11 protein-coding genes are annotated in these 16010 nt (G+C 67.2%); 6 read left to right on the plus strand and 5 right to left on the minus strand.

The features are described 5' to 3' along the window. Positions 1-44: 44 nt before the first annotated feature. Together ACMGFG_RS13415 and ACMGFG_RS13420 are read left to right on the plus strand one after the other, a co-directional pair. A complete protein-coding gene (locus ACMGFG_RS13415) occupies positions 45-2255 on the plus strand; it encodes an endo-1,4-beta-xylanase (RefSeq protein WP_436930832.1) in 2211 nt (736 codons plus the stop codon). 120 nt (positions 2256-2375) lie between these two features. Continuing rightward, positions 2376-4502, plus strand: a complete 2127-nt coding sequence (locus ACMGFG_RS13420; protein ID WP_436930833.1) for an ABC transporter substrate-binding protein — start codon at positions 2376-2378, stop codon at positions 4500-4502. Between the two features lie 1341 nt (positions 4503-5843). Here the strand turns inward: ACMGFG_RS13420 and ACMGFG_RS13425 are convergent. Beyond that, positions 5844-5981: a hypothetical protein gene (locus ACMGFG_RS13425; protein ID WP_436930834.1), complete on the minus strand. Its 138-nt coding sequence runs from the start codon at positions 5979-5981 to the stop codon at positions 5844-5846. Positions 5982-6417: 436 nt separating this feature from the next. Between ACMGFG_RS13425 and ACMGFG_RS13430 the strand changes: the two genes are divergently transcribed. After that, entirely contained in the window at positions 6418-7779 is a 1362-nt protein-coding gene (locus tag ACMGFG_RS13430; protein WP_436930835.1) for a restriction endonuclease, read from the plus strand. Positions 7780-7809: 30 nt separating this feature from the next. Here the strand turns inward: ACMGFG_RS13430 and ACMGFG_RS13435 are convergent, their stop codons facing one another. Together ACMGFG_RS13435 and ACMGFG_RS13440 are read right to left on the minus strand one after the other, a co-directional pair. Beyond that, entirely contained in the window at positions 7810-8172 is a 363-nt protein-coding gene (locus ACMGFG_RS13435) for an ArsR/SmtB family transcription factor (RefSeq protein ID WP_436930836.1), read from the minus strand. Positions 8173-8436: 264 nt separating this feature from the next. Continuing rightward, positions 8437-11781 carry a family 78 glycoside hydrolase catalytic domain gene (locus ACMGFG_RS13440; protein WP_436930837.1) on the minus strand — a complete coding sequence of 1115 codons (3345 nt, stop codon included), beginning with the start codon at positions 11779-11781 and terminating at the stop codon, positions 8437-8439. Positions 11782-11925: 144 nt separating this feature from the next. Here ACMGFG_RS13440 and ACMGFG_RS13445 point away from each other — a divergent pair, with 144 nt between their 5' ends. After that, on the plus strand, positions 11926-12198 hold the full coding sequence (locus ACMGFG_RS13445) for a hypothetical protein (RefSeq protein WP_436930838.1): 273 nt from the start codon (positions 11926-11928) through the stop codon (positions 12196-12198). A 471-nt stretch (positions 12199-12669) separates the two neighbouring features. Here the strand turns inward: ACMGFG_RS13445 and ACMGFG_RS13450 are convergent, their stop codons facing one another. Beyond that, positions 12670-13914 carry a saccharopine dehydrogenase family protein gene (locus ACMGFG_RS13450; protein WP_436930839.1) on the minus strand — a complete coding sequence of 415 codons (1245 nt, stop codon included), beginning with the start codon at positions 13912-13914 and terminating at the stop codon, positions 12670-12672. Positions 13915-14034: 120 nt separating this feature from the next. Here ACMGFG_RS13450 and ACMGFG_RS13455 point away from each other — a divergent pair, with 120 nt between their 5' ends. After that, positions 14035-14445 carry an EamA family transporter gene (locus ACMGFG_RS13455; protein WP_436930840.1) on the plus strand — a complete coding sequence of 137 codons (411 nt, stop codon included), beginning with the start codon at positions 14035-14037 and terminating at the stop codon, positions 14443-14445. A gap of 521 nt (positions 14446-14966) precedes the next feature. Here ACMGFG_RS13455 and ACMGFG_RS13460 read toward each other — a convergent pair. Continuing rightward, on the minus strand, positions 14967-15140 hold the full coding sequence (locus tag ACMGFG_RS13460) for a hypothetical protein (RefSeq protein ID WP_436930841.1): 174 nt from the start codon (positions 15138-15140) through the stop codon (positions 14967-14969). Positions 15141-15426: 286 nt separating this feature from the next. On the opposite strand from ACMGFG_RS13460, the gene ACMGFG_RS13465 reads away from it, so the two are divergent. Next, positions 15427-15858: a universal stress protein gene (locus tag ACMGFG_RS13465; protein WP_436930842.1), complete on the plus strand. Its 432-nt coding sequence runs from the start codon at positions 15427-15429 to the stop codon at positions 15856-15858. Positions 15859-16010 lie beyond the last annotated feature (152 nt).

Genomic DNA, 16010 nt, shown 5'->3' on the forward strand with positions numbered 1-16010 from the left:
CTGATAAGTGAGAAAGTGAAAACTGGACTGATAGACGCACCCACATGACAAGAGACGGGATTACCGAGCACGAGCGGAGATCGTTCCTGAAATCGGTAGCGGCGGTGTCCGCGGGGGCGGCTGTCTCGACCGCGCCGGTCAGCGCCCAGTCGTCGCTGGACGACTACCACGAGACGCTCCGGGAGGACCTCACGGACGGCCAGGGGCTCCCGGAGGGGGAGTTCGTGTACGCCACGACCGAGGAGGCCGCGCTGGAGGCGTTCTCGCTCCAGGGCGGCGAGAACGGGACCGAGTCGGAGATCGACGTGACGGCGGAGGGCGTCCCGATCACGGTGGCCGACCGGGTCGAGATCACCGAGGCGCCGGCGAACGCCTACTCCTACACGTACAAGGCGAACATCGAGGACCGGTCGTTCGGCGAAGGGGACCTCCTGCTCGCGGTCGCGTACCTCCGCGGGGTCGACGCCGCGGGCGAGGACACCTCCCCCCAGACCCAGGCCGGGTTCAAGTGGCAGTACACGAATCCGGAGGGGGACACGGGTTACTCGGCCAACATGGTCGCCAGTTCCGCCAGCGTCTCGCCGGGGTCGGACTGGGAGCGGTACTACTTCGTCGTCGACGTGGGCGCCAAGCCCGACGGATCGGAGTTCCAGCCCTACGTGGAGTTCTGGACGGGGTTCGCCGAGCAGACGATCGACTTCGGCGGGCTGGCGCTCGTCGACTACAGCGACACCGGCGCCACGGTCGAAGACCTCAACGAGGCGCTGGTCTCATACGACTACGATGGTCGCGCCGAGGACGCCCAGTGGCGCCGGGAGGCCAGCGAGCGGATCGAGGAGATCCGCAAGACCGACCTCGAAGTCGAAGTCGTCGGGCCGGACGGCGACCCGGTCGAGGGGGCGACCGTCGACGTGGCCATGCAGGAACACGCGTTCGACTTCGGGGGCGAGTTCACGCTGTCGCAGATCGGCGACCGGTGGGACTCGGAGATCGCGGAGACCTACCGCGAGAAACACCTGGAGAACTTCAACAAGGCCGCGCTCACGAACGGGCTGAAGGTCTCGCCCTGGAACGGGGAGTGGGGCGAGGCGGTCAATCAGGAAACCGCGACGCGGGCCGTCCAGTGGCTGCTGGACAACGACGTGCCGACCCGCGGGCACGCGCTGGTCTGGGAGGAGTGGGACTGGATGAACGTCGACTCCGACGGGTCCGACGAGGAGATCAACGAGCAGGTCACCGAACGGATCCGGAACCGCGCCTCGGAGTTCCGGGGCGACCTCCCGGAGTGGGACATGCACAACCACCCGGTCTGGCAGTCGAACATCCGCGACCAGATCGGCCGCGAGCACGCCCTCGAGTGGTGGGAGACGGCCCACGACGCCGCGCCCGATGCCCAGATGTACGTCAACGAGATGAACGTCGTCGCGGGCAGCAGCTACCGCGACCCCTACGACGAGTTCGTCTCGTGGCTGATGGACAACGAGGCCGGCGTCGAGGGGATCGGCTTCATGGGCCACTTCGACATCACCGCGCTGACCCCGCCGGAGGAGCTCCTGTCCGTGTTCGACCGGTTCGGCGAGCACGGCGTCCCGCTGCAGATCACTGAGTTCGACGTGCAGATGGACACCCGGGACAACGAGGCCAAGGTCGCCGCCCAGGCCGACTACGTCCGGGACGTGCTGACGGCGGCGTTCAGCCACGAGGCCGTCGAGGGTGTCATGTCGTGGTGTCTCTGGGACGAGAACGGCGACCCCCGGCGGTACTACAGCGCCGACTGGGAGCTGCGCCCCCACGGCGAGGAGTACCAGCGGCTGGTCTTCGACGAGTGGTGGACCGACGAGTCGGGCGAAACCGCGAGCGACGGGACGTACTCGACCCGCGCGTTCGAGGGGGCCTACGAGGTCACCGCCTCCCACGGCGACCGGTCGGCGGCCGTCACGACGACGGTCTCGGGCGACGCTGGGACCATCGAGATCACGCTCGACGGGTCGGAACAGGCCGGGACGCCGACCGAAACCGACGCGCCCGACACGACCACCGGCACGGCCACGCCCACCGAGACGACTTCACCCACGGCCACGACCGACGGGGACGCGACCGACGCGTCCGCGGGCGGGGACGACGACGCCGCGACCGGGACGACCGCCTCCGGGACCGGCGCGCTGCCGGGCTCGGGCGCCGTCGCCGGCCTCGCCGGCCTCGCGGGTCTCGCCGGCTACGGGCTCTCGCGGCGGAGCGAGACCGACGACGAGTAGTCGGGCTTTCCCGCAGAGGGGTCGGTCGGGCACCGCTCCCCCCGCAACGTCCCCTCCGGCGGCGTTCGTGATCCTCTACCTACACAACTTTTTTCAACCGGCATGGAGTGGGTACGGGGTATGCGAGGGAGTGACAGTACCTCGAATCCGAAGGTATCGCGCCGTCGATACGCACAGTTGCTGGCCGGAATGGGCGCCGCAGGCCTGGCGGGCTGCCCGAGCGAGAGCGGAGACGGGACGGCGACGAGTAGCCCGAGCGGCGCGGACGACGGGACCGACAGCGGCGAGGAGGGCACCGAGACCAGCGCCGGGACCGAACCCCCGGCGACCGACCGCGAGCCGGTGACGGAGACGCTGTCGTACGCCGTGTTGAACTCGCCGAGCGTGTTCGACTGGAACCCCTGGACGCCCCAGGACAACGCGGCGGGCGACCAGATGATGAAGGAGTTGACCGGCCTCCGGAACGTCCACACGCGGGAGGTCCACATGAGCGGTGTGACGCTGCCGGCACCGCACAAGCCCGACCGGGAGGAGATCGAGGTCATGACCTGGTTCGAGAGCCAGGAGGTCGAGCCGCCGTTCGACTGGTGGCACGACCTCGACGACCGGGCGCGGTTCTGGAACGGCGACCCTTACGACGCGGTCACGCGGGAGAAACACGACCACGTGAACTTCTTCCAGGCCGGGAACAAGTTCAGCGAGGGAGCGACGTTCAACTCCGAGGCCGAGTCCCAGTGGCGATACCACGGCTGGTTCGACAAGGGCGAGGTCCCCGAACAGGATCCCAGCCCGCAGGCCCGCCAGGTCATCGCGGCCGCGGCCTACGAGCTGCAGCTCTCGGCGATGATGCACCCCGACTTCACGGAGCCGTACATCGAGCGCTACCAGGACGCGGGCAACGCCGACCAGAGCCAGTCCATCACGGACGACCTGCAGAGCGACCGGATCCCGCTCCGGGAGCTCGCCGTCGAGGAGGGCAACGGCTGGGGCTCGGGGATGTACGTCCTCGAGACGATGGACGACGTGGGCTCGGAGAGCATGGTACTCCACAAGAACGAGGACCACCCCAACGCCGACAACACCAACGTCGAGCAACTGGAGATCCTCTGGGCGTCCGGCGACCGGCTGCAGACGCTCCAGAGCAACGGCGCGGTCGACTTCAACGCCGGCGCGGTCACCCCCAGCGGGTCGATGAACCGCGAGACGCTGCCGGACCACATGCAGGAGGTGACCCGCTTCCTCGACGCTGTCGCGGGCCACGTCTGGAAGCTCAACATGCGCGACGAACACCTCCAGAATCTCTGGGTGCGCCGCGCGCTCGTCGAGGCCATCGACTGGAACGCCGTCGCCGCCAACGGCTGGGGCGAGGAGTCGTCGATCGTCACCGAACACGACACGTTCCTGCTGGACGCCCAGTCCGAGAGCACGTTCTCCGACGAGTTCCTCGACCAGCTGCACACCTACTCGCGCGACCAGAACCTCGAGAACGCCAACCAGTACATGCGCAACGCCGGCTACAGCAAGGAGGGCGGCCAGTGGGTCGGTCCCAACGGCAACCCGGCCGAGATCGACCTGATGCAACACTCCGGCGGAACGGGCTACGTCCAGGGCTGTCAGACGATCCGGGCGAACCTCGCCAACTGGGGGTTCGGCGTCAACTTCAACACGGTGAACTACTCGACGTGGTCGAACAACATGGACCCCAACAGCGGCCTCAACTACGACTCGACCATCTTCTGGGCGGGGACGAACAACGTCTTCGGCTACTACACCGACCGCGGCGCGTGGTGGGGCGAGACGCTGCTGGGCGGCAGCCCCACCGCCGAGTCCCCCTACCGCCTCACCGAGGACGACGACTACGACACCCAGGGTCGGCCGGTTTACTGCGAGATCCCCAGCGAAGTCGGGTCGATCGAGGCGCCCGACCAGGCCGGGCTCGAACCGGACCTGGAGAACGGCGAGGAAGTCGACATGTTCGAGATCGTCCAGCGGATCCAGCAGCCGGGCAACTCCGAGGAGGAACTCATGGAGCTGTACCGCACCTGCGCCCGGTGGTACAACTTCTACCTCCCGAACTTCGTGTTCCGCCAGGGACTGGCCGGCGCCTGGGGCAACGTCCGTGACTTCGACTGGCCGCCCGCGGACAACAGGGCGCTCGACTTCAAGCGCGCCGGAGTCGTCGACGCCTCCGTCCTCGGCGGCGTGACCCAGGCCAGCTTCGACACCGAGTTCGAGCCGCCCGAGTGACACGCTCGCCAGTCACCGCCCTCGACACCGAACCGACCGAATTTTTCACCGTCGGATCGCTACCGAACCGTCGCTTCCGGACCCCAACGCAGCCGTCGGGCCCGACACACCGATACAGCCACAGCGCCACAGCCCGGGGACCACGCGCTGTCGTCGACGCCCGACCATCCCGGCCTGTCCGACTCAGCGAAATTGCTCGGCGACCGGACACCCTGCTCCCCCTGCGAGAGATCCACTCGACCGAACTGGCCGCCAGCGGCGCCGTTCCCGCGCCAACGAGTAACACAGTATTTCCACCATCGATGGACTGTGAATCTAGCAGGATCGTTCGTCATGATCCTTCGACAGCGCCGAGATCGGATCTCCCAACCATGTATAATGTTACCTATTACCACGAAAATTGGCGTGGATTGAATTACAGGTATAACACTGGAATTTCGAGCTATAATCCACCGATAGTGGAACGGATCGGAAAATTCCCTTCCCCCGTTCCAGAGGTGTCGTCGACGCGGTCCCTCCTCCGAGTGGGAGAACGAATCGACGATACCTGCTCCGAAACCGGGGCCTTCCCATCCGGGGATACAGCGGTGTCGTCATGAACGATCCATCCTAATTAACAGATGAATATAATAATACGATATAGAATATATATTGGAACCATCGGATCCGAGCGAGTGCTCATGACCGGGCTGGGAACGGAACACGACGAGAGGATACGGCGAGGGAGAGTCCCGGAATATCGTCAAGCGCGGGTTACTCCGTCGGCAGTTCGGGGCTGCGACCCCCGTCAGCCGATGTCGGATCGATGTTGCTGACTTCCCCTCCGCTATCGAAGTCTGACGCCGCCGGTTTCGGACAGCATAGATGGGGTCGTATCGTATATCCATCCGCGTACGAACAGAGTATCGGACGATCTTCGGGTTGCTTCGACCGGGGCGACCGGATAGAAGACGTGCCGCCGATATATATATATATATAGATATCCGATATGAGGTTTGAACCACAATATATCTTATACTTCTGTGACGCCGGGACCGACAGGGGAGCAGGGACCGCAAATCGGGACGGGAATGCATCCGGGGCTGCCGTGCTGTGTCCGTCCGACAGCGGATCCGGTTCGACTCACTGGGCGAACGTCAGGCCGCCCGCAGTGAAAGGAGGTTGTGCTATCTATCCCCACATCGGTCCTTGGAACGAGATGCCCCGCACATGCCCGTCCCTGTTGTGATGCAAACACGGATCGAGCTCCGGGAACGCGGCCTGGATGGGGCGAGCGATGTGCCCCCGCTCGCCGCGCTCCGCTGGAGTACGGGTTGCCGGCCGCCTCGACGATTCGCGCTGTCAGGCCGTGGGTGAACCGGCCGACTCGTAGCCGGCGGTCGCGGTCAGCGACCGGGAACCGCACTTGTTGCACTCCGGGGCTTCGAGGTCGGTGACTTGCTGTACGTGCTGGCAGTCCTCGCAGACGACTTCGCGCATGGCTACACCACCGTCTCAGACCCCCTTGAAGGGGGAACGACGTTGCTCGGATTCCGGAGAGTTCGAACTGTCCCATCCGGCGATGGGGGGCGCATAATCCGGCGGGAGACGTTCGGAGGGGGCCGTTTCGGGATGTCTCCGAGGACGGGGTACAGAGGGGCTATACGGGACGATATCGGAACCGTAGGAAGTGATTTTTCGTCGGTAACTCCCGATTTCGAGCGTCGGGATCCGGAGTGCCGGAACACCGCCGGAGCGCGGTGATCGCGACGGCGCCGGTACCGGATCTGACGGGAGTACGATCGGATTTCGGGGGACGGACCGGCCAGTCGACGGGTCGTTCACCGGAAACGCGGTGTGGGGCCGGGCCGAGATCCGGACGAGGATCTCCAGGGGGAACGTATTTGTGGACCGATACGCAGTAATCGGTACGCAGATGGCAGTCCTGGACGACCTCTCGGGGTTCGAGTTCGAGGACCTCATGGAGGACGTGTTCCGCAACCTGGGGTACGAGCGGGTGCGCCAGGCGGCGAAGACCGCCGACGAGGGGCGGGACATCCTCATGGAGGAGGTCGTGGACGGGCGTCGCCGGGCCGTCGTCGTCGAGTGCAAGCACACGGAATCGGTCGGGCGGCCGGTGGTCCAGAAGCTCCACTCGGCGATCGCGACCTTCGAGTTCGACGGACCGAAACGCGGAATGGTCGTCACGACGGGCCGGTTCACGGGGCCGGCCGAGGCGTACGCGGCCGACCTCCGGGAGCGGGACGACCCCTATCCCATCGAACTCGTCGACGGCACCGACCTGCGGGAGATCGCCGAGGAGGTCGGGCTGGACCTGTACAACGGGCGGATCGAGATCCTCTGCGACGAGACGCTGCGGCCGTTCGACCCCGCGGGCGGGGTCCACCGGCCGGTCGAGACCGCGCTGCGGGACATCGAGAACCTCGACCCGGCGGCGCTGCCGCGGCCCCACGCCGAGGTGACCTTCCGGCCGGTGGTGTCGGTCACCGCCGACGCCGACGCCGTCTTCGAGACCTCCGTCGGGGTGATCCATCGTGTCGACGACCGGACGACGATCGTCGTCCACGCCGACCGCGACCACCCGGAGGTCGCGAGCGGAACCGTCGCGCGGCTCGTCGAGAACAACTCCCACGCGCGGGTCGACCTGGACGACGACCTGACCGCGGAGTTCGACGCCGTGACCGAGCGGCGGTTCGGCCAGACCGAGACGGAGTACAAGGAGTGGGCGGTCGAGCGCCTGTGCGAGCGGTACGCGACGACGGTCACCTACACTGGCGACAACAACGTCACCTACGAGAAGACCTGCGAGCCCAACCAGTCGGACATCTCCGTCCGCGCCATCGACCCGGTGTACCTGCCGCAGGTCCGCCAGACCGTCGACGCCGGCGAGTACACCTACCCGCTGGAGTACTACGCCGCCGGCCCCTCGCGGGTCACGGTCGAGGACGGGATCCACCGCTGCGTCCACTGCGAGACGGCGGGCGACGACGAGACCTACACCTACTGCGAGAACTGCGGCAGCATCAGCTGTTCGAGCCACGTCAGGGCCGAGCGCCTGGAGGGCGAGCCGGTGTGTACGGGCTGTGCCGTCACCGAGCGATTCGCGCTGAAGACGAAGTACTTCTACGACGAGGCCAACCGTGAGGCCTTCCGCGAGGAGTACGAGGCCATGCCGGTCCACGAGAAGGCACAGGAGAACGTGCCGCTGGCCGTCGCCGCCGTCGCGACGGCGTTGCTGGTGTTGGTCGTGATGTTGGCATCGACAGGGGTCCTCTGAGGGGTCGCGTCGTCGAGCGCCGGGTCCTGGTTATCCGTCGGCGCGTGCGCCGATGGAGTCGAACAGTTGCGTGACCGTTCCCTCGCCGAGAGGGGACAGCTCGTAGATCCGACTGCCGCCGTCGCGGAACTTGCCGACCAGCCCCGCCTCCTCGAGCACGTTGAGGTGGTGATAGAGGTCGTTCTGTCGGCGGTCGAGCGCGTCCGCGAGGTCGCCGCTGGCGACGGCCCCCTCCTGTGAGAGGTAGTAGAGGATCGCGAAGCGGGTCTTGTCGCCCATCGCGTCGATCCGCTCGACCTCCCGGTCGAAGTCCAGAGAGTCCCCCAGCAGCTCCCGCTCGACGCGGTCGTACGCGGCCGGCCGAGTCTCGTCGCCGATCTCTCGTTCGCTCATGGTCGCACCTACCGGCCGCGCCCACCTATACTTAACGAGCATTAAGACAGATATATTATATTTCGGTATAAGTGGTCGCCGCGAGGTGGGGGCCGGCATCAGTGAGGTTCTTATGTAACAAATTGGTCGTCATCGCCCAGCAATGTTACATAAGACGAGCAGGGGACCCAGGCACGGCTACCAACGAGCGAGCGTCGCGGCGGTTGTCGACGACATGTAGGAGACAGCGAACGGGACCCGTACGAGAAGTCCCGTAGAAGCCGGTCAGGCGACGGTGAACTCGTAACTCCCGGCGCCGACCTCGACCAGGAGGTCGCCGTCGTCGCGGGCGGTTTCGGTCACGCCGTCGGGAAGCGACCCGTCCACGGACGAGCCCGACTCGCGAACGGTCGCGTCGGCGGCGTCGGGCAGGCGGACGGTCGCCGTCGCCGACCAGGGGACGGTCACCGACAGCGAGTACCCGTCGTCGGTGCGCTCCCAGGCGCTCGCGAGTTCGCCGTTGGGCGTCTCGACGCTGGCCTCCGCCCAGTCGAGGTCGTCGACGAGCGCCGGGGCGATCTCCACGTGGTCGGTCACGGGCTCGTCGCCGACCCGGATCCCCGCGAGCACCTCGTAGAAGAACTCCGAGACGTGGGTGAACGGCGAGTGGTTGAGCGAGTTCATCCCTGATCCGACGCTGTCGTCCGAGTCCCACCGCTCCCACATCGTCGTCGCGCCCTGCCGGGCCATGTACACCCAGCCCGGCCGCTCGGGCTGGCTGACCACCTCGTAGGCCACGTCGGCGTAGCCGTGGGCCGCGAGCGTGTGGATCAGCGGTCGCGTGCCGAGGAAGCCAGTCCGCAGTTTGCCGCCGTCCGAACGCACCTTCTCGGCGAGGTTGGCGGCGACCCGGTCGACCTCGTCGTCGGGGACGAGTCCGAGGAAGAGCGGGACGGCGAACGACGACTGCGTGCCGGGGCCGAACTCGTCCGCGTCGGCGTCGAAGAAGCGGTCGCGGAACGCCGTCGCGACATCGTCGGCCCGCTCGCGGTAGCGCTCGGCGTCCGCGTCGTTGTCGAGAACGTCGGCGATCTTGGCGAACGTCCCGGTCACCTGGTAGAGGAAGGCGGTGTTGAACAGGTCGTGGGGGAGCCCCCGCCGGGGTTCCTCGGGGTCGGTGTTCTCGAAGGCGAGCCAGTCGCCGTACTTGCCGTACTCGCCGGGGAGGACCCCGTCGTCGGCGACCGAGAGCCAGTAGTCCACGTAGTCGGCCATTCCCTCGTAGTGCTCGCGGAGGATCCCGAGGTCGCCGTCGTGACGGTAACAGTACCACGGGAGCATCACCCGGGTCACCGACCACGTCGGGTCGGCGGGGTCCTCCGGCGACTTGTCGGGGATCACGTCGGGGACGTAGCCCATCTCCGAGGCGGCGTCGGCGTGGTCGCGCTGCCACTTCTCCTCGAAGCGGACGGCGTCGAAGTTGAAGAGGAGCGCCCGCGTGGAGATCTGGGCGTCGCCCGTCCAGCCGAACCGCTCGTCGCGCTGGGGGCAGTCCTCGGGGATCCCGTGGGTGTTGCCCCGCAGCCCCCAAACGGCGTTGTGCTGGACCTGCGTGAGGTCGTCGTTCGAACAGTCGAAGCTCCCGCGCCGGTCCATCGCCGTGTGGACGGCCTTCGCGGTCACGTCCTCGGGGTCCAGATCTCCGGGATAGCCGCTCACCTGTGCGTAGCGGAACCCGTGGTAGGTGAACCGGGGTTCGTAGGTCTCGCGGGCGTCGCCGCGGGCGACGTAGGTGTCGGTCGCGTCGGCGCTGCGGAGGTCGGTCGTCGAGAGGTCGCCCGCCTCGGTCAGCGCCTCGGCGTGGCGGACCGTGATCTCGTCGCCCGCGTCGGCCCTCTCGACCGCGAGTTCGACCCAGCCGGTGAGGTTCTGCCCGAAGTCGAGGATCGGGCCGTCGGGGTGGTCGCGGACGCTTTCTGGCTCGAACGTCTCGACCACGTGCATCGACTCGACCCGCTGGGGCCGCAACGTCCCGCCCGGCGCGTCGACGACGGTGGCCGAGTCCCAGTCGGCGTCGGGGTCCCCGGCGCTGGAGTCTCCGTCTCCGTCGTCGCCGTCCGCCCCCGGGGCGGCCCAGTCCGGCCGTTCGCGGCGAGCGTCGTACGTTTCCCCGTCGTAGATGTCGTTCTCGACGATCGGGCTCTCCGCCGCCCGCCAGTCCGGTCCGGTGGCGAGCCGGTGGGTCCGGCCGTCTTCGAACTCGACGGTGAGGACAGCGCGAGCGCGGGGCGACCCGTCGGCCAGCCAGTGGGCGCTGCGCCTGGCGAACCAGCCCCGGCCGAGCCAGATCCCGAGGGCATTCTCGCCCGCCGTCAGCCTGTCGGTCACGTCGTGCGTCGCGTAGGTGACCCGGGACTCGTAGTCGGTCCAGACGGGGTCGAGCCGACCGTCGCCGACCCGGTCGCCGTTGCAGTACAGCTCGCCGTAGCCGACGGCGGCGACGTGGACCCGCGCCGCGGCGACCGCGCCGTCGAGGTCGAACTCCCGGCGGAGCAGCGGCGACGCCGCGGCCATCCGCGACTCGGTGACGCCGTTCACGAGGTCCTCCCGGCCCCAGGTATCGGTCTCGACGCTCGACGAGGCGGTCACGTCGCTGCCGCGGGCGAGGTCGGTGCCGTCGAACCCCTCGACGGTGAGCCCGGCCAGCGCAAAACAGGCCCACTCGTCGTGTGACTCGACGCGTCGGTCGGCGTCGGCGGAGGACGGGTCGCCCGAGGCGGGCGTCACTGTGGGGAGATCGGTCGCGGTGACGCGGACGTACCGCCCGCGGGCGTCGCCGGCGTCGTGTGTCCGGGCGCGGACCGCCGACATCGGCTGGCCGTCGGTCGACTCGGCGTCGGCAACCGAACCGTCCGTCACTTCGGCGACTGTGGTCGCCGCGTCGAAAGCGGGGTCGTCGGCGACTTCGACGCGATAGGCGTCCGGAAAACCGAACGCCGCGAGCGGGTCGTCGTCCCACGAGGTCGTGACCGCGTAGTCGTCGGGCGTCCGCACGACGGTGACCGGGTCGGCCGGGTGCAGTTCGATTTTGCCGAGATCGCGCCGCTCGCCGAGGTCGACCTGGACCCACGGGTCGACCCCGTCGCCGGTGCCGCCCGTGTCGGACCCGGCGACCACGTCGGGGTCACGCCACCGATTGCGCCAGCCGTTCGTGTCGCCCTCGCCGGGCTGGTGGGTGATCCACTCGCCGCGCCAGTCCTCCGGCGCGAGCGCCGTCGCGAACTCGGCGGGGCCGGCCCACGCCGTCTCGCCCGCGTCGGTCCACAGCTTCACCGACCAGTAGTAGGTCGCGTCCGCCGCGAGGTCGGGGCCGCCGTACGCGATGCTCGTCGCGCGCTCCGAGTCGACGCGCCCGGAGTCCCACAGGTCGCCGCGGCCGGCCGCGACCCGTTCGCGGTCGCGCCCGACCACGACCCGGTAGGCGGTCTGGCGCGCGCCGCGGCGGTCGGTCACGATACGCCAGCCGAACCGCGGTTCGTCCGTCGGGTCGACGTTGCCCGGCGCCCGCTCGTACTCGACGGTCAGGTCCGTCGGCGCCGGCTGGCTCCGGTCGTCCGCTGTGTCGTTCATGGACTGAACCCCGGGGCCAGCCACCTAAAGCGTCGGGACGCGGCACCCGTCGCCGGCTGCCGACCGTGTCGCCGCGGGAGCGGCGGCGTCTCCACTCCCCGCCGGATCGAGGGATTGAACAGCTACGGCCCCGTACTACGGGCAATGGTAGAGCGCACGTACCGGTGCTCGAACTGCCTCGACAGCACCGTCGCGCGGGACTTCGACGTGTCTCACCTCTCGGTGACCTGTGAGGACTGCGGGGAGTTCGCCCGGTTCGTCAACGACGACGTGTTCGAGCAGTACCGCGCCTTCGAGGACTCGCCGCCGGAACACCTCGACTGGGACCGGCTCGACCGCGCCGAGAAGTTCCTCGTCAGCGACCAGGTCGTCCGCGAGGGGCGGTCGATCGAGGACTTCGAGATCACCGAGGGGTAGCCGACCACCGATCGTTACGGTATGAATTTATAAAATCTTACATATCAACTATATAGTAATTAGACCTATACTAACGCCGGCGTGTGAATCGTGAGTGCCGGACGGATGTTCTGACAACGGTACCGTTCGGTTCAAGCGATGAGTTCGAAGATCGCACACGGACCAAACAAGGCCTAACAGGCTCTTATCGGGCGTTTATTGAGGGATCCGCCACGACCATCGGAACTCCGTCCAAGTACTTCCGTTCACGCTGGGTCGTCGGTAGGAAATACTCCGGTATCGGCGCTGTAGATAGATTTCTCCACACACAGGCGATTTAGGTTGCAGATCTGCGTACCGTCGAGATCTCGACCGCCGGCGCCGGAAGTCGCGCCCCACCAGTCCGAATTACCGTTCCTATTTGAATCCGATATATGATCGGAGATTAGTACTTCCTCCCGATCTAGCACCACCAGTGGGAATGGCGCGAGGTCAGTCGTCCGCGGCGACGGCCTCGTCGGGTGTCGCCTCGGCGACGAGGTCGAAACCGCGCGCTTCCATTTCATCGAAGTACCGGTCGGCGTCGAGGCCGCTGGTCTCGGTGATAAAGACCCCCTCCTCGTCGACGGCGCCCTCGGCCATCAGCTGGAGCGTCACGGACAGCGGGACGCCGACGTAGCAACCGTACTCGCGCATCAGCGTGATGTCGTTGCCGTCGAAGAAGGGGAACGGCTGCTCGAAGTGGAAGACCGCGCGGTCGTCGCTGCCGCCCTTCGTCCCGGTCACCTCCGCCGAGAGGACCGTCTGGGGCGTCCACTCCGTCTCGGGGGAGAGTTCCTCGGGGGGCTTCCACTCGGACTCGCGAGCCAGTCCCTCGGCCTTGACCTGTTCCTGCATCACCTCGACCGGGTCGACCTCCCGACCGTCGACCTCGACGCCGTCGGTCTCGAAGGCGTTGGCGGCGTGGAGCGTCCGCTCGTAGCGCTTCCACTCGTCGTGCCAGGCCCCACGCGTGATGATCCGGTCGACGTTCTTCTCCTGGGCGACCGGCGCCTCCGGGAACGTGATCGGCTCGGGGTGGGAGATGACGTAGGTGTTCTGTCGCCCGATGGGGTCGGGGAACTCGAACTCACGCTGCTCGCTGAACGCCGGGAGGTCGTCGATAACCTCGCCGTTCTCCCACTTTGCGCGCTCGTCGACGTTCGGGTCGTGTTCGTAGGTCACCGTGTCGGTCAGCCCCGGCGTCGTCTGGGTGAGCAGGCGCCACATCCCCCAGTAGAAGTTCACGTCCGCCACGTCGTCGAACTCCTCGCAGGCAACCATGCCCAGCGCGATCGTGCTCACGAGCCCGCCGTTGGCGAACCACAGCGAGTTGCCAGCCGCGGCGAATTCCTCGGAACGGCCGAGCACCTCGTCGAAGTCGAAGGCGTTCAGGTCGACCCCGGTGAGGTCGCCGACGCGTTCCATCGCGTCGAGGACGTTCGACTCGAACGCGTAGGGCAACCCGTTAACCACGTAGTCGGCGCCCTCGAGGACGCGTTCGATGTCGTCCGTATCGGTCGCGTCGACCGGTTCGAACCGGAACCGGTCGTCGAGCATGTCGACGAGCCGGCGCGCGTTCTCCTCGTCCGCGTCGGCGACGACGATCTCGTCGAAGTCACTGGTCCGGTACAGGTCGTAGACGCAGCCCGATGTCATCGCTCCGGAGCCACCTAGTACGACGGTCTTGCTGCTCATGAATCGTTTTATGCATCCTCACCGATAGTATTTAAAATTAATGAAAGGGTCCCGTCCCCGGTCGAGGGAGGGAGCACCCCGTAAAAGCTATCAGACGGGACCGAGCAGTTGCTGACACCGATGGGCAAGACAGTCACCTTCGCAGTCGGAGCCATGGCGCTGTACACCGGGTGGGCATTTCTCGCGAAGCTAGCGACCAACGGGATCCCGGCCGAGCAGGCCGTCGTCTACACGTACGCGGCGGGGATCGGTGTCGCCGTGGCGTACGTCGCCATCAGCGGCGACGCTATCGTGACCGCCCCCGGAAGCATCGGTCTCGCTCTCGCTGCCGGACTATTCCTCGGCGCGGGAACCATCTCGTACTACCTGGCGCTCCGCTCCGGGTCCGCAGCCATCGGGACCGCCATCAGCGGCATGTACATCCTCGGGACGGCGGTGCTGGCTATCGTCTTCCTCGACGAGTCGCTGACCGCGAACCAGCTGGCCGGGCTCGGGTTCGCGGTGGTCGCTGTCGTCCTCCTCTCTCGATGAGCGCACGCGTCCGTGAGCCGATCGACATCGTACCCGCGATCGCGACCGGAAACCGTGGATCGGGAACGCACGCGCCCCCGGGGACGACAGAAGACAGATGCTAGAGACGATTCGCGGCCACAACGGTCGCCAGTTGGACGTTCACACCCCGGGAATCGTCGTCGCGCTGTCCGCGTCCTCTTGGTCGCCCCCTTGTTGCCGTCGATCGTCGACGAGTTCGGGATCATCGACGCGGCGGCCGGCGCATCGATCTCGTTCACGTGGGCGTGCAACGCCCTCGCGCAGTACCCGGGCGGCCGATACGCCGAACGGCTCTCGGCGAGCGTCGTCCTGCTCGCCAGTCGGGGCGTGATGACCGCAGGTTCCTGCTGTTGTTCCATCCGGCGACGTTCCCCGTCTTCGTCGCGGTCTCGACCTGATCGGGTTCGGGTACGGCCTGTTCGAACCCGCCGGGATGGTCCTGATACAGGACCGTTTCGACGAGGGTCGCGGTCGCGCGTTCGGACTCAGGGACGCCGCCGTCAACCTCGGGAGCGGCCTCTCGGCGAGCGCTGTACGCCGATCCGCCTCGGTCTCCCCGCGACGGGCGCCAGTATCGCCGGATTCGTCGTCCTCATCGAGGCGACCGGGATAGTCGCGGTCGCGACCGGACTGGTCGTCTCCGCCGTCGGCCTGACCGCCATCTGGTCGGTCATCTACGTCTATCTCGTCGACGTACTGGACCCCGAGACCGTCGGTAGCGACCTCGGCGCATTGCGGGCCGTCTATTTCGCCGTCGGGAGTCTCGGCCCCCTCTACGTCGGCACCCTAGCGACCCACTTTGGGTACACCCGCTCGTTCGCCAGCCTGGCCGCGTACTTCGGGCTGGCAGCGGTGACACTGGACTGGCTCGGCGCCGGTGAGCGACCCGCGGCGGGTCGGTGGCCGACCGGCCTCGCCGTCCGCCGGTACTTCTTTTACCTCGGATCGAGTGGTCGACGTATGGCGATCGTAGCAGCAGTCGACGGTTCGGACAGAGCAACGGCCGTCCTCGCGGAAGCGACGACCCTCGCGAACGAGTTTGACGAGGAACTGCACGCGCTGCACGTCCTAGAACGCGCTGAGCTGGTCGAAGTACTCGAGAAAGAGGTCGAGGGGCAGGACCCGAGAGACAACTACGAGGTCCAGCAGCGAGCGGAACGCATCGTCTCGCGAGCGCTCCCCGACACGACGCGCGGCGACCCGACGGTCGCGGTCCGGGTCGGCGACCCGGGCGCGGAGATCGTGAGCTACGCCGCGGAGAACGACGACGTTCGCTACCTCGTCGTCGGCGGCCGACAGCGCACGCCGACGGGGAAGGCGCTGTTCGGCAGCGTGACCCAGGCCGTGATGCTGGAGTCGCCGGTGTCCGTCGTCAACGTCGTCCTGGAGTGACAACCGAACAGCGACGGCCGATCACGGCTACCCGGCCGCCGTACGCGACAGCAAGTCACACTCGTTTTTTTTGCGGTCGAGAACCGACCGAAGGCGGGCGCGTCGACGCGAGGAAGAGAACGGACCGGTGGGTGCGGGACCGGAAACGGTCG

The organism is Halosimplex halobium (assembly GCF_051414055.1).
GTDB lineage: Archaea > Halobacteriota > Halobacteria > Halobacteriales > Haloarculaceae > Halosimplex > Halosimplex halobium.